Origin of the sequence: Pseudarthrobacter sp. NPDC055928 (genome assembly GCF_042270935.1) — a bacterium.
In the GTDB taxonomy this organism is placed as follows: Bacteria; Actinomycetota; Actinomycetes; order Actinomycetales; family Micrococcaceae; genus Arthrobacter.
The window spans coordinates 170084-191357 of sequence record NZ_JBHJZH010000005.1 but is presented as its reverse complement, the minus strand read 5'-3'; the positions used below and the strand labels follow the sequence as shown (position 1 = coordinate 191357).

Sequence of the window (21274 nt, the reverse complement as noted above, 5' to 3'; positions counted from 1 at the left end):
CGGCCGTGCGGAAGCTTGGTGGTTGAAACGTCCTACCGGACCAGGCAGGGGCGCTTCGGGTCGAAGGACCAGCCTTCGATGTAGTACTGCATGCCGATGCTGTCGTCGCGGGCATCGAGCCCGTGCTGCAGGTACAGCTCGTGCGCCTTGTCCAGGGCCTCGCGGTCCAGCTCGATGCCCAGGCCCGGGGCGTCCGGAACCTCGATGGCGCCGTCGCGGATCTGCAGCGGGTTTTTGGTCAGTCCCTGCCCGTCCTGCCAGATCCAGTGCGTGTCCAGTGCGGTGATTTCGCCCGGGGCAGCTGCGCCGGTGTGCGTGAACATTGCCAGTGAGATATCGAAGTGGTTGTTCGAGTGCGATCCCCAGGTCAGGCCAAACTCGTTGCACAGTTGCGCCACGCGGACGGAACCGGACATGGTCCAGAAGTGCGGGTCCGCGAGCGGGATGTCGACGGCATTGCTGCGGATGGCGTGCGACATCTCCCGCCAGTCCGTGGCGATCATGTTGGTAGCGGTCTTCAGGCCGGTGGCACGCCGGAATTCAGCCATGACCTCGCGGCCGGAGAAGCGTCCCTCGGCTCCGCACGGATCCTCCGCATACGCAACGACACCCTGCATCCGCTTGCCGAGGCGAATGGCGTCTTCCAGGAGCCAGCCCCCGTTCGGATCAAGGGTCACGCGCGCCTCGGGGAAGCGCTTGGCGAGGGCGGTGACCACATCCACTTCGTCGTCGCCGGAGAGTACGCCGCCCTTGAGCTTGAAGTCGCTGAAGCCGTAGCGCTCCTGGGCGGCTTCGGCCAGGGCAACAACAGCCTCCGGCGTCATGGCCTCCTGACGGCGCAGCTTCTCCCAGCGATCCGACGGCGCCTCCTCCACGAGATACGGAAGGTCAGTCCGGGCGGTGTCTCCTATAAAGAAGAGGTATCCGAGCGTCGGCACAGAGGCGCGCTGCTGGCCGTCGCCGAGCAGTTCAGCGACGGGGATGCCGAGGAACTGGCCGTGAAGGTCCAGCAGGGCGGATTCGACGGCGGTGACGGCGTGCACGGTGGTCCGCAGGTCAAAGGTCTGCAGGCCGCGGCCTCCGGCGTCACGGTGGGCGAACTCTGCCGCAATCTCCCGTAGCAAGGACCGGTAGCGGGCCACCGGTTGGCCGGTGATGAGCGTCCCGGCTTCCTCGATGGTGCCCTTGATCTTCTCGCCGCCGGGAACCTCGCCGAGGCCGGTCCGGCCCTCCGAATCGGTAACGATGACCACGTTGCGGGTAAAGAACGGTCCGTGGGTGCCGCTGAGGTTCATCAGCATGCTGTCGTGGCCGGCCACCGGGACCACTTCAATCCTTGCGATGGTTGGCTGGGTGCTCATGCGTTGACCTCTGCATCTGCCGCAACCACGGTGCCGTCGATACGGCGGTTCAGGTGCCAGGGGTTGGTGTCCTGCAGGGATGCGGGGAGGAGTTCCTGCGGGAGGTTCTGGTAGGAGACCGGGCGGAGGAAGCGGTTGATCGCGAGGGTGCCTACTGAGGTGGTGCGGGTGTCCGAGGTAGCCGGGAAGGGGCCGCCGTGGACCATGGCATGGCCTACTTCGACGCCGGTGGGCCAGCCGTTGACGATGATGCGTCCCACTTTCTGCTCGAGGGCTGGAAGCAGGCGTGCCGCCGTCGGGTAGTCCTCTTCCGTGAGTTGCAGGGAGGCGGTGAGCTGGCCTTCGAGCCGGCCGATGGCCTCAATGAGTTCCTCGGTGGAGGAGTATCGGATCACCAGGGACGCGGCGCCGAAGATCTCGGCGTGCAGCACGTGGTTGGAGACGAACTCGCCGATGTGGGTGCCGAAGATGGTGGGGGCAGGCGCGTTTTCGGTGGGACCCTTTGTGCCCTGCCCGACGACGGTGACCCCGTCCGCGGAACCGAGGGCTTCGGCGCCGGCATTCCAGGATCCGGCGATGCCTTCGGTGAGCATCGTCTGGCCGGCGCAGGCGGAGATCGCGCGGCCGACGGCGGCAGCCAGTTTGTCACCGAGCTCACCTTCGGGCGCGAACAGGAGTCCGGGGGAGGTGCAGAGCTGGCCTGAGCTGCCGGTGACGGCAGTGACGTACTGCTGTGCCAGCGCGTCAATTTGTTCCGCGGAGCCGCTGAGCGCGCCGTCGAAGACGAAGACCGGGTTCAGCGAGGACATTTCGGCGTAGACGGGGATCGGTTCGGGCCGGGCTGCGGCGGTGCGCATCAGCGCGATGCCGGCGGCCTGGGAGCCGGTGAAGCCGACGGCCTTGATCGCGGGGTCGGCCACGAGGGCCTGGCCGATGCTGGATCCGGGGCCGTAGATCAGGGAGAACACGCCCGGGTGCAGGCCGGCGTCCGCAACGGCTTTGGCGATGGCCTGGCCGACGAGTTCGCTGGTGCCGGGGTGGGCGTTGTGGGCCTTGAAGACGACCGGGCAGCCGGCTGCGAGGGCGGATGCGGTGTCGCCTCCCGCCGTCGAGAATGCGAGCGGGAAGTTGCTCGCGCCGAAGACGGCGACCGGGCCGAGCGGGATCTGGCGCTGGCGGATGTCGGCCCGGGGCAGGGGCGTGCGGTCCGGGATGGCCGGGTCAATGCGGACGCCGCGGAAGTCGCCCTGGCGGACCACAGTGGCGAAGAGCCGGAGCTGGCCGGTGGTGCGTGCGCGTTCGCCGCTCAGTCTCGCGGCGGGCAGGCCGGTTTCCTGGCCGGCGCGGGTGATGAGTTCCTCGCCGATGGCCTCGATGTTGTCCGCGATTGCGTCCAGGAACGCGGCGTGCGTCTCCGGGTCCAGGGTGCTGAAGGACGGGTAGGCCGCCGCCGCGGCGGAGGTCGCCGTCGTCAGCTGCTCTTCGGTGATCAGCGTGTAGGTCGGTTCGAGTGCCTCGTTCGTGGCGGGGTTGAAGCCAAAGGTTGTCTTGCCGGCGCCGACGACGGGCTGGCCGGCAATCAGGGAATGTCCGGTGAGTGTCACTGTGGTTACTCCTCAGGAGAAGGTGTTCAGGAGACGGTTGATCAGGAGACGGTGGCGATGAGGGCTTTCAGGTCCGCGAAGTCCTGCGGAGCCAGGTTCTGCAGTGGCGGGCGGACACCGCCGGCCGAGCGGCCAATGGCGTCCAGGCCACCCTTGACGATGGAGACGGAGTAGCCCTTCACTCGGTCGCGGATGTCCAGGTATGGGATCACGAAGTCATTGAGCTTCTTGTTCACGGCCGCGCGGTTGTTATTACGGACGTCCTGGTAGAAGTCCAGGGCAAACTGCGGAACGAAGTTGTACATGGCGGAAGAGTAAGTGCTCATGCCCAGTTGGAGCAGCGGGAGCGCGAAGGTTTCTGCCGTGGGCAGGCCGCCGAGGTAGAAGAGGCGGTCGCCGAGCTTGGCGTAAACCCGGGCATCGTGTTCAAGGTCGCCCACGCCATCCTTGAAACCGATCAGGTTCTCGTGGCGGTCCGCGAGGGTGGCCACGGTGGTGTCTTTGTAGATGGCGTTGGCTCGGTTGTAGATGATCACACCCAGCGACGTTGCGCCGCAGATGGCGCTGACGTGGTCAATCAGGCCGCCCTGGTCAGCCTCGGTGAGGTACGGCGGGAGGAGCAGGAGGCCATCGGCGCCCGCTGCCTCGGCAGCCTTGGCGTTCTCGATGGCTTGGGCGGTGGAACCGCCAGCGGATGCGAGCACGGGAACCTGGCCACCTACCTCTTCAACGGCGGTGCGGACCACGCGCTCCGATTCCGACGGCGTCAGGGAGAACCCTTCGCCGGTGCCGCCCGCTGCGAAGAGGCCAGCCACAGGGAAACTCGCCTGCCAGGCAAGGTGCTTGCGGTAGTTTTCCTCATCGAACCGCAGTTGGGCATCAAACGACGTCACCGGGAAGGACAGCAGGCCTTCCTTGAGGGTGTCTGCCAGTTCCTGCGGGGTGTACTTTGCCACGATGTTGTCCTCTGTGTGAATGCCGCTGCCGGCTAAGGGGTGTTGGTTCGTGTCAAGAGTAGGCAGGGTAACTGATGCCTGTCTAAGTGCCTTTTCGTATTGATTGATACCCAAAATGTATCGTCGATCGGTTTGCCGGATCCCCGCGCTACTCTGTCCGGAATTCTAGGTCCTGGAGGAGGCGCCGGAGTGCCGGGTTGGCGACTTTACGGTTCCAGATGGCGTGCAGTTCCACCGGGTCCTCGCTGCTGGGCCCGGCGAGGGGCAGGAATTCGACGCCCTTGATGGCGAGCAGCGTGGCCGAGTGTGGCACAAAAGCCACCCCCCGCCGTGCTGCCACGAGGGAGACCATGGTCAGGATCTGGCTCACGGTGTGGAGGACATTCCCGTGCTGGATGTCATGCATGCGTATCACCAGGTCGTAGAAATAGGCGGCCTGGGTGGGTGAATGCATGATCAGGGGTTCGTCCCGGAGGTCTGCGTCCTCCACGGGCCGGGAAAGCTCCGTCAACCGGTGCCCGGCCGGGACGGCCAGCATCATGGACTCGCGGTAGAGCAGGTGTGAATCAAAGACTTCGCGGTCGAACGGCGGCCGGGCCAGGCCCATATCCAGCTCTCCCGTCAGCAGCCCCTGGATCTGCTCACCCGTGACGAGTTCCTGGAGGTCGATGTCCACCTCTGGAAGGATCGCGGCGATTTCTTCCAGCAAAGGTCCAAGGATGCTGAACCCGCTGGCCGCGGTAAACCCGACGCGCAAGACGCCTGCGCGCCCCGTGGCGATCCTGCGTGCGGTAATCGGCGCCCGGTTGGCCAGTGCCATAAGGCGCTTGGCTTCGTCCAGGAAGGCGATGCCGGCGGGAGTGAGTTGCACCTTCCGGTTGTCGCGTTCCAGCAGTTCCGTGCCGATGCTTTTCTCCAGTTTCTGGATCTGGCGGCTCAGCGGAGGCTGGGTCATGTTCAGTCTTTCCGCGGCGCGTCCGAAGTGGAGTTCCTCCGCGACGGCAATGAATCCGGCCAGTTGGTCAAAAGTAAACATGATGCCTTTCCGGTATCACCCGATGCATTTTAGGGCTTAGACAGGCATCATAGCGGCTCCCTATAGTCGTCACAGCGAGCCAGTGATTCGGTTCACATCACATGCCGGACCCCCGTCCGGAGATTTCCTCAAGGAGTTCCAATGATGCACTTCCCCACCCGCCGCACAATTCTCGGTGCGGCCTCTGCCGTGACGCTGCTGGCGCTGACGGCCTGCGGCAATGTCGCCGGCGGCGCAACAGACTCCGCCAAGTACCCTTCCGGGCCCGTCAACCTCTCGGTAGGCCAGGCTGCAGGTGGCAGCACGGACCTGATCGCCCGCGCCCTTGCCGAAGGCGCCTCCAAGACCCTGGGCCAGCCGATGCCCGTTGTGAATAAGCCCGGTGCCAACGGCGCCCTCGCCACCAAGGAAGTGGCAGGCAAGCCCGCCGATGGACAGGAACTGGTCCTCCTCACAGCATCCCTGATCACCATCACTCCGTTGGCCGTCACCCCGGACGAAGCCGTGAAAATCGACGACCTGGACATCATCGCCGGCTTGTCGCAGGACGATTACGTGCTGGTTGCAAGCACCCAGTCCGGGTTTAAGACGTTCGACGACGTATCCGGCGCCGGCCGCAACGTCACCTTTGGCACCACGGGCGTTGGCACCGGAAGCCAGCTTGCCCAGACCGTTCTCTTAAAGCAGGCGGACGTAAAGGGTACGGATATCCCCTTTGACAGCGGCAAACCGGCCCTGACGGCTGTGCTCGGCAACCAGGTGGAGCTCGCCACTATCCAACTCGGCGAAGCGATGCCGCAGATCGAAGCCGGAAAGGTGGCACCGCTCCTCGTCTTCTCGGAGGAACGCAACAGCTTCCTGCCGGACACCCCCACTGCCAAGGAAGCCGGCTACGACGTACCGGTAGCCCAGTATCGCGCCGTCGCCGCCCCCAAGGGCACGCCCGCGGACGTCAAGGAGAAACTGCTCGCGGCCTTCCAGGAGACCTTCAAGTCGGATGCCTACAAGGAGTTCAACAAGAAGAACATGCTGACCCCGAAGGAGATTTCCGGTGAGGAAGTAGTCGCCGACTGGAAGGGATACGCAACTAAGTACAAGGAACTGGTGGAGAAGTACGACATCAGCCTCAGCGGAACTAAGTGATTCCTGTGAAAGGAACCCCCGCAGTGCCCGCCGGAGGCAGCACGTCAGCTGCCTCCGGCGGGGACACCCCGAGCACCCTCCCCAGCGAAGTTCCCGATGACCTGACGCCAGAGCAACTCGCAGCCCAGTGGGAAGAGGAAAAGCCTCCCGCGGCCGGCGCCCTCGCCAACGCGGCGTCATCGCTGGTGGTCCTTGGCGTCGGAATCGGCGCGGTCATCCTCTCGGTCTCCATGGGGCTGGGAACGCCAGACAAGCCCCAGCCTGGCCTGTGGCCGTTCATCATCAGTTGCGTCATGGCAGCCCTTGGACTCTTCCAACTAATCCTGGGCCGGCACAACCGGGATGCGGAGAAATTCACCCGGATGTCCGCGGCCCCGCTGACCGGCCTGGTGACGCTCGCCGCCATGGTGGCCCTGATGCCGCTGATCGGTTTTGAGCTGCCGGCCCTGGTCCTGTGCGTTATCTGGATGCGCTTCCTGGGCGGCGAAACGTGGCGCTCCACGCTGGTAGTCAGTGCCGCCGTCGTTATTGCCTTCTACGCAATCTTCGTCCTGGCGCTCAACACCTCCATTCCCCACCTCTTCTAGGAGACCCCCGTGGATTTTCTGAATCCCGTTATCAACGGATTTGCGGTTGTCCTGGAGCCGACCAACCTCCTCTACTGCCTGATCGGCGTCGTGATCGGCATGCTGATCGGTGTGCTGCCCGGCCTTGGACCGGCGGCAACCATCGCAATCCTGCTTCCGCTCACGTACAACGTGGAGCCGGTCACCGCCATCATCATGCTGGCCGGCATCTTTTACGGCGCGCAGTACGGCGGCACCATCACCTCCGTGCTCCTGCGGCTTCCCGGAGAAGCGTCCTCGGTGGTCACCGTCTTCGACGGCTACCAGATGGCAAAACAGGGCAGGGCAGGAACGGCACTGGGGCTGGCCTCCATTGGATCCTTCATCGGCGGCACCGCAGCCATCATCGGCCTGACGTTCCTGGCGCCCATCGTGGCAAGTTTCGCCCTGGACTTCGGTGCACCCGAGTACACCGCCCTGGCCATGCTCGGTATCCTCCTTGTGGCCACCATCAGCAGCGGTTCGAAGGCCAAGGCACTCATCGCCGCGGCTCTTGGGCTCCTGCTAGCCACCGTGGGCCGCGACATTTTCACCGGTGAAAGCCGGTTCACGTTCGGCAGCCTGCAACTGGCCGACGGCCTGGACTTTGTGCCGATCGCCATGGGCATCTTCGGACTCGGCGAAATCCTCTACAACCTTGAGGAACGCCACCGGGCCGCCAAGGCGCCGTCGAAAGTCACCAACGTCTGGCCTTCACGCAAGGATCTCAAGCAGGCCTCCGGCGCGATCGGCCGAGGTTCAGTCCTGGGCTTCTTCCTGGGCATCCTGCCCGGCGGCGGTGCCACGATCGCGTCCATGGCCTCCTACGCCATGGAGAAAAAGCGGGCCAAGCAGCCCGAGCGTTTCGGAAAGGGCGCACCCGAAGGTGTGGCCGGGCCGGAAACTGCCAACAACGCTGCCGCGACGTCTTCCTTTATCCCGCTGCTGACCCTTGGCATCCCCGCCAACGCCACCATGGCGCTGATGTTCGGTGCGCTGCTGATCCAGGGCGTCACGCCCGGACCGCAGCTGGTGGAGCAGAACCCGGAACTCTTCTGGGGCGTGGTGAACTCCATGTACATCGGCAACGTCCTGTTGCTGATCATGAGCCTGCCGCTGGTGGGAATCTTCGTGAAGATCCTCCGCGTCCGGGCTGCCATTCTGGCACCCGTCACGGCCCTGATCACCCTGCTGGGTGCCTACACCATCAACAACAGCATGTTCGACGTCACCCTCGTCGTTGTGTTCGGCATCATCGGCTACCTCATGAAGAAGTTCGGTTTCGAGCCGGGACCCCTGGTGCTGGCCTTCGTGCTGGGCGAACTGCTGGAAAGCTCTATGCGCCGCTCGCTGCTAATGTTCGGCGGCGACTCCCTGGGCTTCTTTGGCCGTCCGATCTCCGCAACCCTTCTGGCAGTCTTCGTCCTGGTAGCCGTCCTTCCGGTCATCCGCGGTGCTATCGCCAAGCGCAAATCAATTGCCCCTACGGCTGTCACGCCGGAAATCAAGGAGAAGGTATGAGCATCATCGTCGGATTCGTCCCCACGCCGGCAGGAGAGGCCGCGCTGACGGCAGGCATTGCCGAAGCCAAGCTCCGCAACGAGGACCTGGTGATCGTCAACTCGGCCAGGGAAGGCGCGCTGGTGGACAAGTCAGTGGCACCGGACAATGTCCTGGCACGGGCGGCCAGTCGCGCGGCAGAAGCCGGCGTCATGGCCACCGTGATCCAGCCCCCCTACCAGCACGACCTTGCCGATGAGTTCCTCGACGTCGCCCGTGAGGCCAATGCATCACTGATCGTCATCGGGCTCAGGCACCGGACCCAAGTAGGAAAGTTCATCCTGGGAAGCCATGCCCAGCGGATCTTGATGCAGGCCGACCGTCCCGTCCTCGCCGTCAAGGCGGCCGGCGCCTGGGAAGTACCTCGTTCAGCGCGCCCTTAGCCCCGCAGCGCCCCGAGTCCAGTGATGAGTGCATCGAGCCCCAGGCCGAAGGCTACGTCCGCGGGGCGCTCGTCGCCCCGCGCCGCCAGGCTGCGTACGGCCGCAGTGAAGTGCGGAGTCGCCTCGGCCATGCTGCCGGCGTCGAAAATGTCCGCCGGCGCCGTGACGTCATAGGCCGAGCCGAAAATGAATGACTCCAGGGCCACGATCGCCGACACGATCCGCTCTTCGGGAAAGCCTGCCGCCACGAAACCGGCGCTCACGGTCTCGTACATGGCCAGGGTCTGCGGTGCGTCCGTCACGGGCAGGACCGCGATGACCGGGATCAGCGGAGTGTGCTGGGCAAAAACATCGCGGTAGCTCCACGCCCACGTCCGCACGGCGTCTTCCCACGGCCGCGCCCCGAATCCCGAAACATCCACCAGGGCCGCGAGGTGGTCCTCCACGAGCAGGAGGACATCACGTTTGGAGGCCACATGGTTGTAAAGGGCCGACGGCGCCACGTCCAGTTGGCGTGCCAAGGCAGCCATCGTGAGGCCGTCGTAGCCCTTCTTGCCGATGAGTTCCAGGGCGGCTGCCGTAATGCCGGCTTGGTCCAGCAGGGCCGCCGAGGGGCGGCCGGCCCGGCGTCGTGCGCCCTTTGCCCCGTCAGCGGGTCCCGTGGCGACGCCGGGGGCGGTACTGGTGCCGGCTTTTCCGGCGGTGGTTCCTGGTGCGGCGGCAGCCGGCATGGTGCGGGCCCTTTCGTGGGGGTTCCCCAGCATTATTCCACCCACGTCTTCCCGAGCGCGGCGTGAACCGCTATAGTTCTAATAAATGAATGGCATTCATTTAGTGGCGCGTATCACTGGCGCAGCCACAGAGAGGACATCATGCTGAACCTAAACCGCGACGTCGTAGTCGTTGGAGCGGGACCCTCGGGGTTGACCGCAGCCCGTGAACTGAAGAAAGCGGGACTGACCGTGGCCGTGCTGGAAGCCCGGGACCGCGTGGGTGGCCGCACCTGGACGGACACCGTGGACGGGGCCATGCTGGAGATCGGCGGCCAATGGGTCTCGCCGGACCAGACGGTGCTCCTGGACCTGCTGGATGAACTGGGCCTGAAGACCTATTCCCGCTACCGCAGTGGCGAGTCCGTCTACATCGGAGCGGACGGCAAACCTGTTCGCTACACCGGCGACTCCTTCCCGGTGGACCCGGCCACCGCCGTCGAAATGGACAAACTCATTGCCCTGCTGGACGGACTGGCCGCCGAAATCGGTGCTACCGAACCCTGGGCGCATCCCAAAGCCCGGGACCTGGACACGGTTTCCTTCCACCACTGGCTGCGCGCCAACTCCGACAACGAGGAAGCGTGCAACAATATCGGCCTGTTCATCGCCGGCGGCATGCTCACCAAGCCCGCGCACGCCTTCTCCGCGCTCCAGGCCGTACTGATGGCAGCCTCTGCCGGGTCCTTCACCCACCTCACCGACGAGGACTTCATCCTGGACAAGCGCGTGGTGGGCGGAATGCAGCAGGTCTCCCTGCTGCAGGCGCGGGAGTTGGGCGACGACGTCGTCCTCGACAGTCCGGTGCGAACCATCAACTGGGAGCATGATGAGGACGGCCACCGCGTCACCGTCGTATCCGAGCGGGCAACCGTGAATGCGCGGTTTGTGATCATGGCCGTGCCGCCCAACCTTTATTCGCGTGTTTCCTTCAACCCGCCGCTGCCGCGCCGCCAGCACCAGATGCACCAGCACCAGTCGCTGGGCCTGGTCATCAAGGTCCATGCCGTCTACCGCACGCCGTTCTGGCGCGAGGAGGGCCTTTCCGGGACCGGATTCGGCGCCGGCTCGCTGGTCCAGGAGGTCTACGACAACACCAACCACGGCGATGCACGCGGGACTTTGGTGGGCTTTATCTCGGATGAAAAGGCCGACGCCGTCTTCGAGTTGGGTGCCGACGAACGCAAGCGCCTGGTGCTTGAGTCGATCGCCGGGTTCCTGGGGGACAGGGCGCTGGACCCTGAGGTGTACTACGAATCGGATTGGGGCTCCGAGGAGTGGACCCGGGGCGCATACGCGTCCAGCTACGACCTGGGCGGGCTCCACCGCTACGGAAAAGACCAGCACACCCCCGTCGGCCCCATCTACTGGTGCTCCTCGGACCTCGCCGCGGAAGGCTACCAGCACGTGGACGGAGCCATCCGAATGGGCCGGCTCACTGCCGCCCGAATTGCCGAAGTTGCCCGTGTGGCCGAGCCGGCCGGGGTGTAGCTGTCAGCCCAGTCAGGACTCGGCGGCCCGATTCCAGGGTGGGCGGCCTCGATGAAGGCGGCATACCCTGGGGTGGGCCGACCCCTCGCCTATACGGTCGAAAAGTAGCCGTTCGTGCCAGTCAGGTAGTAGAAAGGGGTGAACCCGGTTCTTTCGCCAGCCGGGATATTGCACCGAACAATTGATGCGTCCTCCAGCCTCAATAAGTGATATTGCACACTTGCCCGGGGTGAGCCGACGGCGTCGCAAATGTCCGATAACCGGCTTGCTCCGCGCAGTGCCAGATGGTCAATTATTTGGGTGCGGACAGGATTGGTGCGGAGCTCGATTGTTTCCCTTGTGATGGGATCTGCAATTCTTGTGCCCGTCATGGTGCCGTTCATCCTGCCGCCTTTCAAAAGTTGAATCGCAATTACACCCCAGCAGTGTTGCGGGCACATGTCATCCGGGTTATTCATGCCGTTCGACTCACGATGGAACCGAGTATGATGGTTAAGCTCGTCGACAGCGGGGGTAGCCCGTAAGAAGGAAACGCCTATGAGTTCGGCGAAGCAGTCCAGCATGCAGCAAACGGGGGCCCTTCGGCAGAAACCGTTGATGAACATGCGGCAGATCCTCTTGATGAATATCGGGTTTTTCGGGATCCAGTACAGTTTCGGGATGCAGCAGACCGCGATTAACCCGGTCTACGAGTTCCTCGGCGCAGACCCCGCCGATCTGCCCATCCTCAACTTGGCAGGGCCGATCACCGGCCTCCTCATCCAGCCCCTCATTGGTGCCCTCTCGGACCGCACCTGGAGCCCTCGGTGGGGGCGCCGCAAGCCGTTCTTCCTCATTGGCGCAATCGGCTGCGCCCTGTGCCTGTTCCTATTCCCCTTCGTCACCGCGGTCTGGATGGCGGTGATGTTGTTGCGGCTCCTGGATGCGAGCAACAACACGGCCATGGAGCCGTACCGTGCGTTCATCGCCGATAAACTGCCTCCTTCCCAGCTCGGTAAGGGCTTCCTGGCCCAGGCGTTCTTCACCGGCCTCGGCATCACCCTGGCCAACATCTCCCTGTTCGTCTTCCAGCAATTCATCCAGGGGGCCACCGAAGCCGGCATCCCGTACTGGGTGGTCGGCTCATTCATGGTTGGTGCCGTGTGCTCGATCGCCACAGTGCTCGTCTCCGTCCTGACCACGCCGGAGATCCCGCCATCCAAAGAGGAGCTCGCGGCATTGCGAGCGAAGAAGGGCGGCCTCGTTCCCGCGGTCAAGGAGATCGCCGAGGCGATTCGCGTGATGCCACGCCAGCTGCGCAAGCTCGCAGTCGTGTACCTGTTCCAGTGGTACGGCATGGTCTGCTACTGGCAGTTCGTGGCTCTGTCCGTTGCCAAGTCAGTGTTCCCGGACAACCTGCAAGGCAAGGAAGATGCTGTCGCCTGGACCGGCCTCGTCAACGGCTGGTACAACATCATCACCTTCAGCGTCGCCTTTGCCCTGGTTGCCTTCGCACGGCGTCGCGGCGCCAAAATGGTCCACTGCGTGTGCCTGTTGCTGGCGGCTGCCGGGCTGGTGATCTTCCCGTTCATCGACAACAAGTTCCTGATCTTCCTCCCGATCATCGGCCTCGGGATCGCCTGGGCCTCCATCATGGGAGTGCCCTACATCATGGCAGTCCGGATGATCCCCTCAAGCAGGTACGGCGTCTACATGGGCATCATCAACATGATGATCGTGGTGCCAATGATGATTCAGTCGGTGACGTTCGGTTGGATCTACGAGCATCTGCTGGGAGCCAACCCGAACAATGCGATCGTGTTCGCCGGTGTGCTCCTCGGTCTGGCCGCGGTCACCATGCTGTGGATCAAGGAACCGCCGATCATCGACGACGTCGACGACGTCACCCACGTCCCGGCGTCCGCGCATTGAGAGAGGCAGCCATGCAATTCTTGGTGGGGGACAAGGTAGTTAGAAGCCGCCATAGTCGGGCTGGAGGAAGCAAGTTGACTACGATGGTCGTAATCCTTCTTTTGAAACGATGCAACCACAGGGGAACTCAATGACGAACGCTCCAGTAACGCTCAACGACAACGGTGCCTGGTGCTGGTTCCAGGATGAACGGGCGCTGATCGATCCCGTGAACAACACCCTGCTGGTGGGCTCCGTCGCCGCACCCGAGGGGCCGGGCGGTGAACACCGCGGCGGCAACATCGAAGTGGCGGTCCTGGACCTGGCCACGGGTGTAAGCCAAGTCCACGTCCTCCACGAGCAGCTCGAATCGGACGACCACAACGCGCCGGCGCTGCTGATCCGTCCGGACGGGCGCTACCTGGCGATGTACGCCAAGCACAAGACGGATAATTACTCCCGCTGGCGCGTTTCGGTCCGGCCGCATGACGCCAGCGAGTGGGAGGCCGAACAGGCCTTCGACTGGACAGAACTCGCAGACGGCCGCGGCGCCACCTATTCCAACCTGCACCGCCTCGCCAACGAGTCACGGACCTACAACTTCGTCCGTGCCATCAACGATGACCCCACCCTGATGGTTTCCGACGACGACGGCGCCACCTGGAGCTACGGCGGAAAGCTCTTTACCCGTCCAAAGGTGGGCTACGTCAACGGCTACACCCGGTACAGCTCCAACGGCACGGACCGGATCGACCTCATCACCACCGACCACCACCCCCGGGACTATAACAACAGCATCTACCACGGCTATGTCCAGGGGGATGCCCTGCACGATGCGGCCGGGCAGGTCATCAGCAAGCCAGTGATCGGGTCCGCCGGCGTCAGCCAGGTGGGGTTGACCACCATCTTCGAGGCGGGCACCGAGCTCGACGGCGATGTCCTCACCCACGGATGGACCGCCGACCTACGTAGGCAGGGAGGCCAGCTTGCCGCGATCATCACCTGCCGCGCCAACGACATCAACGGTGTGCTGAAGCGGGAGCAACGCCTCGACGTCGACGATCACCGCCTGCTGTACGCACGCTTTGACGGCTCGGCCTGGAGCCTCCACCCGCTCGCCGTCGCGGGGCCCGCCCTGCTCCCGCACGAACAGGACTACACCGGGCTGGGTGCCGTGGATCCTCACGACCTTGACCACGTTTACATCTCCGCGCCGGTGGATCCGCGCTCCGGAGGCTCGACGGACCACTACGAGATTTATTCGGGACGGACGTCCGACGGCGGCGCGAGCTGGGACTGGGAGGCCGTCACCTCCGATTCCGCAGTGGACAACCTGCGCCCCATGGTGGTCCCGGGGGACGCAGGCGTGCATGCCCTCTGCTGGTTCCGGGGCTCCATGTGGTCATCCCAGTCGTACAACACGGAGATCGTCGCCGTCGTCACGGAGAACAGGGGAGCTGAGGCCCGGTAGGCGCCTACTGCCGGGCGGTCAGTGCGGCGAAGACAGCCGGGAGCAGGACATCGTTCCTGCCCCACACGGGGTCCAGGATCTCCACGTACCAGGAGTCGGCCAGCAGCAATGCCAAGCTTTCGTTGCTTTCCTCCGCCCAGTCCCGGATCTGATCCTCGGTGACCGGATTCTCACTGGAACCCAACACTGTCACTACCTCGCCGCCGTCGAGCGTTACCGCTATGGACGCACTGCTGGACTCACCGGGGGCGTGGGCCACGGTGACGAGGTCGGACCGGGTGGACAGAGCCAGCAGGTCGGCAGCGGTTTCGGCGCTGCAGAATCCTGTGACGTACTGGCGCTGCGCGCTTTCCCCGGCCTGCAGGCCGGGCTGGGACTCCTTGGTGAAGAGACCACTTCTGTTAAGAGCTGCCAGTTCGACGGCGATGGGTTCAGTTTCGTCGTCATAGCGGACCGTGAAGGTAGCCGCCTGGTACTCACTTTTCCCTTCGAGCCAGCGCGCCGTCAGTTCCCCGGCGGCGTCAAGGGTGGTGGCCTGCCGCCAGGCACCCTTGTCCTCCAGGTTCCTGCCGAACTGGTCACGGACTTCCGCTTCTGTGGGTTCCATCCTCGGATGCTACCGGCGTCTTGTGGCTGCACTCCAGCCACAACGACACAGCACTTAACCTCGGACCTGTGGGCGGTGATTTACAACTGACCCACAGGAGCTGTCAGCGTGAAGGTCGATGCCTTGTCGCCGTAGTCATCGCTGATCTCGATGGTGGTGGGTCCGTTCTTGATGTCAAATGCAATCACTCCACTGTGGACCTGGCCAGCCGGGCTGTCCATCTCGCTCGGCAGGGCACCCTCCTCCAGATATATGCCCTCGCCCTCGTTGCCGTCCGCATCGTAGGCCTCAAAGTTGGCAGGGCTGGGGGAGCTCATTCCAGTGAGCGTCTCCCAAGACACTTCCACCAGAAGGAACCCGCCGTTGTTCGGAGTCATGTAGGACATGGAGGGAATCTCTGTGACATAGAGGGAATCTATGACGGTGACCTTTGCTGTATTGCCGTCGGACACAGTAACCACGAAGGAGTTGGCGTCACCGGAAGGCGGTGCGGGTGCGGCTTCGGTGGCAGCGGTATCCTCCGCAGCGGCCGACTGCGTGGCCGGCGACTTCTGAAGCTGCTCCATCATTGCTGCGGTGGACGCAATGGCAACGAGCCCATACAGGACTCCCACGACCAGCCCGATGAGCCACACGACGCCCGTGACGATCCATGCCGTCTTCTTGCTCTCCGTGTACCCCTCCAGCGGTCGGCCGTCTTTGTCCCTGGCATTGCCGGTCAACGTGATGATCAGGTCAACGATGGACCAGATGCCGAGTCCGCCGGCGGTCAGCAGCTTGGCAATGCCGGTGCCGATCTTGCCCAGGTAAAAGCGGTCCACACCCAGGCTGCCGAGGAGGAGAGACAGGATCCAGGTGGTCATGAAGGACTTGCCCGGACCATTGGTGTAGGGAACGTAGCCGTAAGGGCCTGAACCTGGTCCTGGCTGGTACCCGCCCTGCGGTGCTCCCTGGTACTGCCCTCCAAAACTGGACGGTGCGTTCGGGATCGGTCCGTTCGGGATCGGCGGAGCTCCTGCTCCGGTGTCATTCTGGGGTGAGTTGGGGTAAGGGGGGTGACTCATGTTTGCTGGATCCCGTTCCTGTTGGCCGATGGCGCTCACAGCACGGGGATCCACAATCGGCTGCCCCCAGTACCGATGATGCTTTGAAAATTCTAGACGACGGCCTGCGGTCCCCGCGCATGGTGACCTTAGGTATCCCGTCTACGCGGAGTGACCGTTTCGTCGAGTAGCGCCACCAAGGCGCTACTCCTTATTCCTTAATCCGCGTTCCTACCCTCTGTGAGCCACACCGTGTCGCCCTCAACCCGGTCCAGCTCATCCGCGGCGAAGTAGGCGTGACCGGCCAGGAAACCGGACCTGTCGACTTTCACATAGCCAATCCGCAGCAGCCTCTCTGCGGCATGCCGGGGCAACTTGGAGGACACAGCAAAGCCATCGATCACGCTGTTGACGAGGCCTCCTGTTTCAGGGTCTGTCTGGCCATCCGAGGTCACTGCCTCCGGATCACCCATTTTCAGGTCCTCGACCTTGCCGATCTTCTTCCCATCCGACGCTACGACGTGCATTCCTTCACGCACTTGCTCGATGACCGCCATGACCTTCTCCTTTTGTGCACGCAACCGCTGAGTGCAAGACCAGTTTAAACCTGACGTGTGGCCAGCAATAGGGGCAGGCGAGCAGCATGTGAATGGTGTTGCGGATGGCGCCCACCCACTCCTGGAAGGGGATGTTTCCGGAACGTGTTCGAGCCGGAGGCCTTGTCGCCGATAATCCGGCCCAGAGCTTGGCCGTCGAGCCGACGCTGTTCGTTCTGGTTCAGCGTGCTGACCCTTGTTTATCGGATTCTTGGACCTGCCACCCGAAGTCACCCCCATCGAGGGTGTCAGGATGAAACTTAAGACTTTCCAAAGGTGTGTCTAGGAACGGAATTTCGCATCCCATTCTGACAGTCATTTCGAGTGGCGCCAGACGTCAGGTTGGTGTGTGCCCTAACGGCATGCGCCCTTGGCCGGTGCGTCAGCTTTCTGGGACTTTGAGAGCCCGGCGCGCGCACTCACAGATGAAGCCGCGTTTACCTCCTGCACACCACTGCCTGGTGTGCAGGAGTCAGCTAGGACGGATTAGGCCTTTTTCTTCTTTTTTCCGGCCAGGGGCCGAGCTTTTCCTTGTTCCCGGCTGCCTCGCCCGGGCCAGTGGTGTCGGCGAGGTCGCCCACCTTGTGGACCTTCAGCGAGTTGGTGGAGCCAGCCTTTCCGGGAGGGGAACCGGCAGCGATGACCACGAGGGCGCCGTCGTCCACCAATTCCATTTCCAGCAGGCTGCGGTCAACCTGGGCGGTCATCTCGTCAGTGTGGCCCACCATGGGTACCAGCACCGGCTGGATGCCCCAGGTCAGCGCCAACTGGTTCCACACGTGCTCCACCGGGGTGAACGCGAAGACCGGCTTGATGGGACGCAGGCGGGACAGCCGGCGTGCGGAATCGCCGGACTGGGTGAAAGTACAGATGTACTTCGCTTCCAGCTGGTCGGCGATTTCGACGGCGGCACGGGTGATGGCGCCGCCACGGGTCTTGGGCTTGGTGCCCAGCGGGGGGACGCGCTCCAGGCCGTGGACCTCTGTGGATTCGATGATCCGGGCCATAACCTTGACGGTTTCGATCGGGTACTTGCCCACGCTGGTCTCGCCGGAAAGCATGACGGCGTCTGCACCGTCGAGCACGGCGTTGGCGCAGTCAGAGGCCTCTGCACGGGTGGGGCGCGGGTTGTCGATCATGGATTCGAGAACCTGCGTCGCCACGATGACCGGCTTGGCCCAGCGGCGTGCCAGCTCGATGGCACGCTTCTGCACGATCGGCACTTCCTCCAGCGGAAGTTCCACGCCGAGGTCGCCTCGGGCCACCATGATCGCGTCGAACGCGTCGATGATCTCGTGGAGCTGGTCCACGGCCTGCGGCTTTTCGATCTTGGCGATGACCGGCACACGGCGGCCCTCTTCGTCCATGATCTCGTGCACGCGGACAATGTCGGACGCGTCGCGGACGAACGAGAGGGCAACCAGGTCGACGCCGCGGCGCATGGCCCAGCGGAGGTCGTCCTCGTCCTTTTCACTCAACGCCGGAACGTTGACGGCGACGCCGGGCAGGTTGATGCCCTTGTTGTTGGACACCATACCGCCCACGGTCACGGTGGCGACGACCTTGACGTCGTCGACCTCAATGGCGCGCAGCGCTACCTTGCCGTCGTCGATCAGCAGGGCATCGCCCACGTTGACGTCTTCGGTGAGGCTCTTCAGCGTGGTGGAGCAGATGTCCTTCGTGCCAGGAACATCTTCAGTGGTGATAGTGAAGGTGTCACCCTCGGCGAGGGCGTGGGGACCGTCCACAAAGCGGCCGAGGCGGATCTTCGGACCCTGCAGGTCAGCCATGATAGCCACCGGCTTGCTCAGGTCGGCCGCTGCCTTGCGGACGTTCTCATAGGTGTTGTCATGCACGGAGTAATCGCCGTGGCTCATGTTCATCCGGGCTACGTCAACGCCGGCTTCGAGTACCGCAAGGGTGTTCTCGTAGCTGGCAATTGCCGGGCCGAACGTAGCCACAATTTTTGCGCGTCTCATATACCTACCCTTGTAGTTTGCTGCATGGGTTCCGACACGGAAACGCCCGCCCGCGTTAGCCCGGGCGGGTGTTTCCGCTTCGCACTATCGGGAGTTCAGCTACAGGAGGCTCGTTCCGATGTCTCTGCCGATTTGTCGGAGCAAAGTGGCGGAGAGGCGAGGGTCTTTGGAGGAGTCCAGATCGGTGTAGTCCGCCAAGGTGTAAACCCGGGTGAGGGACATTTCCGACCAGCGGTCTTTGGGAAGCAGTGAGCGGCCGGCGACGGCGATGATGGGGCGGGTGCCTGACCGTCGCGCAACAGCGGCTGGCAGTTTCCCTGCCAGGGTCTGTTCGTCGATGCTGCCTTCGCCGGTGATCACCACGTCACAGTTCTCCTTGCGGGCGTTGAAGTCCAGCAGGTCCAGGAAGTAGTCGGCTCCGGATACCTGTTTGGCGCCGAGCAGCAGGCAGGCGTAGCCGATGCCGCCGGCGCTTCCTGCGCCTTCATGGGCTGCCAGTGACTCCGCGGTGGCGAATCCGGCTTCGGCCATTTTCGTCACGAAGTGCCCCAAGCTGTCGTCGAGGAATGCGACGTCCTCCGCGGTGGCACCCTTCTGGGGGGCGAAGACCGCGGGTGCGCCGTTGGGGCCGCGGAGGGGGTTGTGGACGTCGCTCGCGACGACGAGTTCGGTGTCCTGCAGTTCCGGGAGCGCGGTACGGTGAACGGACTGGATCTGTGCCAACGCTCCTCCGCTGCCGTAGAGCTGGCGCCCCTCGGAGTCGTGGAAGCTGTAGCCCAGGGCGGTGAGCATTCCCATTCCGCCGTCGGTGCTGGCGCTGCCGCCCAGTGCCAGGACGATCCGGGCAGGGTTAAGGCTGAGCGCGAACAGGACGGCTTCGCCGAATCCACGGCTGGAGGAGTTCAATGCCTCCAGTTTGCCTTCGGGCAGCAGTCCGAGTCCGCAGGTGTTGGCCACCTCAACGACGGCGGTGGTGCCGTCGAAAGCGATGCTGGACTGCACGGGTTGGCCGGTGGGGCCGGCAACGGTGTAGCCGTGGCGGGTGAAGCCGGAGGTGACAGCGGCATCGACGCTGCCGTCACCTCCGTCCGCCAGGGGAAGCAGCTCGCAGTGAACCGCTCCGACCGTTCCCCGGACCTCAGCGGCGGAGCGAAGCCCTGCTGCCAGGGCCTGCGCTACTTCGCTGGCTGTGAGGCTGCCCTTGAACTTGTCGGGGGCGATTAGGGTCCGCACGGTCTTGGGGGCAGTAGTTGTGCTCATCTCAGTTACACGGTCTCCGAGCGGATGGGGCGAGAGCCCGCAGGGGCGAGTTCGGCAACCGGGCCTGCGTGCCTGGAAACTGTTTCCTTGGGCCCGTGGTGTCCGTACTCGGTGAGATCGTCATCGATGTCGACGACTTCGTCCAGATGGATCGGGTCCTCGGAGGGCATGGGCTCCACGGTCTCGCCGGCGAAGACCCGGCGGGCGCGGTCTGCGTCAAGGGTGCGGTCCCACCAGGCGATGAAGAGGGTGGCGACAGCGTTACCGGTGAAGTTGACCAGGGCGCGGCATTCGGACATGAACTTGTCGATGCCGAAGATGAGCATGATGCCCGCAGCGGGAATGGTGCCGATGGTGGTCAGGGTGGCGGTGAGGGCGATAAAGCCGCCGCCTGCCACGCCCGCAGCGCCCTTGGAGGTCAGGAGCATGACGGCCAGAAGGCCCAGCTGCTCGCCCAGGGTCAGGTCCGTGTTGGTGGCCTGGGCGATGTAGAGGGCAGCCAGGGAGAGGTAGATTGCGGCACCGTCAAGGTTGAAGCTGTAGCCGGTGGGGACAACTAGGCCCACGGTTTCCTTCTTGACGCCGGCGTGCTCGAGCTTGCGCATCAGGCCCGGGAGGGCGGGTTCGGCGGTGGAGGTGCCCAGGATGAGCATGTATTCCTCCTTGAGGTGGCGGATCATCGAGAAGATGTTCAGCCTCAGGAAGAGCATGATGGAGCCGAGCACGATGACCACGAAGAGGATGGAGGTGATGTAGAACAGGGCGATCAGTCCGCCCATGCTGGTCAGGGAGGAGACGCCGAACTTGCCCACTGCGTAGGCCATGGCGCCGAAGGCACCGATCGGGGCTGCCTTCATGATGAAGCTGAGGATCTTGAACATGACCCCGGTGAGGCGCTGCACGCCGTCCAAGACCGGGGCGCCGACCTTGCCCATGGCATTCAGGGCGATGCCGAAGATGACGGCGATGAAGATGATCTGGAGGATGTTGCCCTCAGCAAAGGGGGCAACCATGCTTTCCGGGATGACCTTGGTGAGGAACTGCCACCATTCCTGGTTGGCTCCGGCGTCGATCAGCTTTGCGGCGGACTCGGAAGTCTCGATGCTGTCCGCATCTGCGTTGACGCCGTCGCCCAGCCGGAAGAGGTTGATGGCGACCAGGCCGAAGATCATGGCCAGGATCGTGCCTACCTGGAAGTAGGTCAGGGCCTTCAGGCCCGTCATGCCGACCTTCTTCAGGTCCGCGACGCTGGCGATGCCGCCCACGATCGTGAGGAAAACGATGGGGCCGATGAGCATCTTCATCGCGTCCACAAAGGTGGTTCCGATGGGTTCCATAGCGATGCCGACACTTGGCGCGAGCCAACCGACGAGAATGCCGATGACGATGGCCGTCAGTACCCAGAAATACAGTTGACGGTACAAAGGTGTTTTGCGGGCCGCCGAAGCTGTCCCGGCGGAGCTGATGTGGTCCATAATTCCTACCTCGTTGTGGAATGTAGCTGGAAGTTCTTGATGAA

18 protein-coding genes are annotated in these 21274 nt (G+C 63.8%); 7 read left to right on the top strand and 11 right to left on the bottom strand.

What is annotated here, in order from left to right:
• Nucleotides 1-32: 32 nt before the first annotated feature.
• From ACFC25_RS09080 to ACFC25_RS09065, 4 genes are all read right to left on the bottom strand, one after another.
• Nucleotides 33-1361, bottom strand: a complete 1329-nt coding sequence (locus ACFC25_RS09080; RefSeq protein WP_376044867.1) for an enolase C-terminal domain-like protein — start codon at nt 1359-1361, stop codon at nt 33-35.
• The gene (locus ACFC25_RS09075; protein ID WP_376044866.1) at nt 1358-2965 is read right to left on the bottom strand and encodes an aldehyde dehydrogenase (NADP(+)); all 1608 of its coding nucleotides are present in this window, start codon (nt 2963-2965) and stop codon (nt 1358-1360) included. Before ACFC25_RS09075 ends, ACFC25_RS09080 begins: the two co-directional genes overlap by 4 nt.
• A 41-nt stretch (nt 2966-3006) precedes the next feature.
• On the bottom strand, nt 3007-3921 hold the full coding sequence (gene kdgD / locus ACFC25_RS09070) for a 5-dehydro-4-deoxyglucarate dehydratase (RefSeq protein ID WP_337345206.1): 915 nt from the start codon (nt 3919-3921) through the stop codon (nt 3007-3009).
• Between the two features lie 148 nt (nt 3922-4069).
• The gene (locus ACFC25_RS09065; protein WP_337345207.1) at nt 4070-4957 is read right to left on the bottom strand and encodes a LysR family transcriptional regulator; all 888 of its coding nucleotides are present in this window, start codon (nt 4955-4957) and stop codon (nt 4070-4072) included.
• Between the two features lie 141 nt (nt 4958-5098).
• Between ACFC25_RS09065 and ACFC25_RS09060 the strand changes: the two genes are divergently transcribed.
• Genes ACFC25_RS09060 through ACFC25_RS09045 form a run of 4 tightly spaced genes read left to right on the top strand, consistent with a single transcriptional unit; the run spans nt 5099 to nt 8648 of the window.
• On the top strand, nt 5099-6100 hold the full coding sequence (locus ACFC25_RS09060) for a Bug family tripartite tricarboxylate transporter substrate binding protein (RefSeq protein WP_376044865.1): 1002 nt from the start codon (nt 5099-5101) through the stop codon (nt 6098-6100).
• A gap of 5 nt (nt 6101-6105) precedes the next feature.
• Nucleotides 6106-6687: a tripartite tricarboxylate transporter TctB family protein gene (locus ACFC25_RS09055; protein WP_337345209.1), complete on the top strand. Its 582-nt coding sequence runs from the start codon at nt 6106-6108 to the stop codon at nt 6685-6687.
• Between the two features lie 9 nt (nt 6688-6696).
• The gene (locus ACFC25_RS09050; RefSeq protein WP_376044864.1) at nt 6697-8226 is read left to right on the top strand and encodes a tripartite tricarboxylate transporter permease; all 1530 of its coding nucleotides are present in this window, start codon (nt 6697-6699) and stop codon (nt 8224-8226) included.
• Nucleotides 8223-8648: a universal stress protein gene (locus ACFC25_RS09045; protein ID WP_337345211.1), complete on the top strand. Its 426-nt coding sequence runs from the start codon at nt 8223-8225 to the stop codon at nt 8646-8648. The genes ACFC25_RS09050 and ACFC25_RS09045 overlap by 4 nt, the downstream gene beginning before the upstream one ends.
• Here the strand turns inward: ACFC25_RS09045 and ACFC25_RS09040 are convergent.
• A complete protein-coding gene (locus ACFC25_RS09040) occupies nt 8645-9412 on the bottom strand; it encodes a TetR/AcrR family transcriptional regulator (protein WP_376044863.1) in 768 nt (255 codons plus the stop codon). The two genes, ACFC25_RS09045 and ACFC25_RS09040, sit on opposite strands and share 4 nt — an antisense overlap.
• Nucleotides 9413-9520: 108 nt before the next feature.
• On the opposite strand from ACFC25_RS09040, the gene ACFC25_RS09035 reads away from it, so the two are divergent.
• The 3 genes from ACFC25_RS09035 (at nt 9521) to ACFC25_RS09025 (ending at nt 14270) form a co-directional block, all read left to right on the top strand.
• Nucleotides 9521-10909, top strand: coding sequence for a flavin monoamine oxidase family protein (locus ACFC25_RS09035; RefSeq protein WP_376044862.1), 1389 nt, complete (start codon nt 9521-9523; stop codon nt 10907-10909).
• 537 nt (nt 10910-11446) lie between these two features.
• Complete coding sequence (locus ACFC25_RS09030; protein WP_376044861.1) at nt 11447-12820, top strand: MFS transporter; 1374 nt, start codon at nt 11447-11449, stop codon at nt 12818-12820.
• 130 nt (nt 12821-12950) lie between these two features.
• A complete protein-coding gene (locus ACFC25_RS09025; RefSeq protein WP_376044860.1) occupies nt 12951-14270 on the top strand; it encodes a BNR-4 repeat-containing protein in 1320 nt (439 codons plus the stop codon).
• A gap of 4 nt (nt 14271-14274) precedes the next feature.
• Here ACFC25_RS09025 and ACFC25_RS09020 read toward each other — a convergent pair whose 3' ends face one another.
• From ACFC25_RS09020 to dctA, 6 genes are all read right to left on the bottom strand, one after another.
• Nucleotides 14275-14877, bottom strand: coding sequence for a DUF6919 domain-containing protein (locus ACFC25_RS09020; RefSeq protein ID WP_337345216.1), 603 nt, complete (start codon nt 14875-14877; stop codon nt 14275-14277).
• 80 nt (nt 14878-14957) lie between these two features.
• Nucleotides 14958-15941, bottom strand: a complete 984-nt coding sequence (locus ACFC25_RS09015) for a TM2 domain-containing protein (protein WP_376044859.1) — start codon at nt 15939-15941, stop codon at nt 14958-14960.
• 197 nt (nt 15942-16138) lie between these two features.
• Entirely contained in the window at nt 16139-16477 is a 339-nt protein-coding gene (locus ACFC25_RS09010; protein ID WP_376044858.1) for a hypothetical protein, read from the bottom strand.
• Nucleotides 16478-16992: 515 nt separating this feature from the next.
• A complete protein-coding gene (gene pyk / locus ACFC25_RS09005; RefSeq protein ID WP_376044857.1) occupies nt 16993-18495 on the bottom strand; it encodes a pyruvate kinase in 1503 nt (500 codons plus the stop codon).
• Nucleotides 18496-18594: 99 nt separating this feature from the next.
• Entirely contained in the window at nt 18595-19755 is a 1161-nt protein-coding gene (locus ACFC25_RS09000) for a glycerate kinase (protein ID WP_376044856.1), read from the bottom strand.
• A gap of 5 nt (nt 19756-19760) precedes the next feature.
• Nucleotides 19761-21230 carry a C4-dicarboxylate transporter DctA gene (gene dctA, locus ACFC25_RS08995; RefSeq protein ID WP_376044855.1) on the bottom strand — a complete coding sequence of 490 codons (1470 nt, stop codon included), beginning with the start codon at nt 21228-21230 and terminating at the stop codon, nt 19761-19763.
• Nucleotides 21231-21274: the final 44 nt, after the last annotated feature.

Excerpts from the sequence above, each read along its gene's own strand:
- ACFC25_RS09080 (WP_376044867.1), bottom strand. The coding sequence starts at position 1,361 with ATGAGCACCCAGCCAACCATCGCAAGGATTGAAGTGGTCCCGGTGGCC.
- ACFC25_RS09065 (WP_337345207.1), bottom strand. The coding sequence starts at position 4,957 with ATGTTTACTTTTGACCAACTGGCCGGATTCATTGCCGTCGCGGAGGAA.
- ACFC25_RS09060 (WP_376044865.1), top strand. The coding sequence starts at position 5,099 with ATGATGCACTTCCCCACCCGCCGCACAATTCTCGGTGCGGCCTCTGCC.
- ACFC25_RS09045 (WP_337345211.1), top strand. The coding sequence starts at position 8,223 with ATGAGCATCATCGTCGGATTCGTCCCCACGCCGGCAGGAGAGGCCGCG.
- ACFC25_RS09040 (WP_376044863.1), bottom strand. The coding sequence starts at position 9,412 with ATGCTGGGGAACCCCCACGAAAGGGCCCGCACCATGCCGGCTGCCGCC.
- ACFC25_RS09035 (WP_376044862.1), top strand. The coding sequence starts at position 9,521 with ATGCTGAACCTAAACCGCGACGTCGTAGTCGTTGGAGCGGGACCCTCG.
- ACFC25_RS09030 (WP_376044861.1), top strand. The coding sequence starts at position 11,447 with ATGAGTTCGGCGAAGCAGTCCAGCATGCAGCAAACGGGGGCCCTTCGG.
- ACFC25_RS09025 (WP_376044860.1), top strand. The coding sequence starts at position 12,951 with ATGACGAACGCTCCAGTAACGCTCAACGACAACGGTGCCTGGTGCTGG.
- ACFC25_RS09020 (WP_337345216.1), bottom strand. The coding sequence starts at position 14,877 with ATGGAACCCACAGAAGCGGAAGTCCGTGACCAGTTCGGCAGGAACCTG.
- ACFC25_RS09015 (WP_376044859.1), bottom strand. The coding sequence starts at position 15,941 with ATGAGTCACCCCCCTTACCCCAACTCACCCCAGAATGACACCGGAGCA.
- ACFC25_RS09010 (WP_376044858.1), bottom strand. The coding sequence starts at position 16,477 with ATGGCGGTCATCGAGCAAGTGCGTGAAGGAATGCACGTCGTAGCGTCG.
- pyk (WP_376044857.1), bottom strand. The coding sequence starts at position 18,495 with ATGAGACGCGCAAAAATTGTGGCTACGTTCGGCCCGGCAATTGCCAGC.
- ACFC25_RS09000 (WP_376044856.1), bottom strand. The coding sequence starts at position 19,755 with ATGAGCACAACTACTGCCCCCAAGACCGTGCGGACCCTAATCGCCCCC.
- dctA (WP_376044855.1), bottom strand. The coding sequence starts at position 21,230 with ATGGACCACATCAGCTCCGCCGGGACAGCTTCGGCGGCCCGCAAAACA.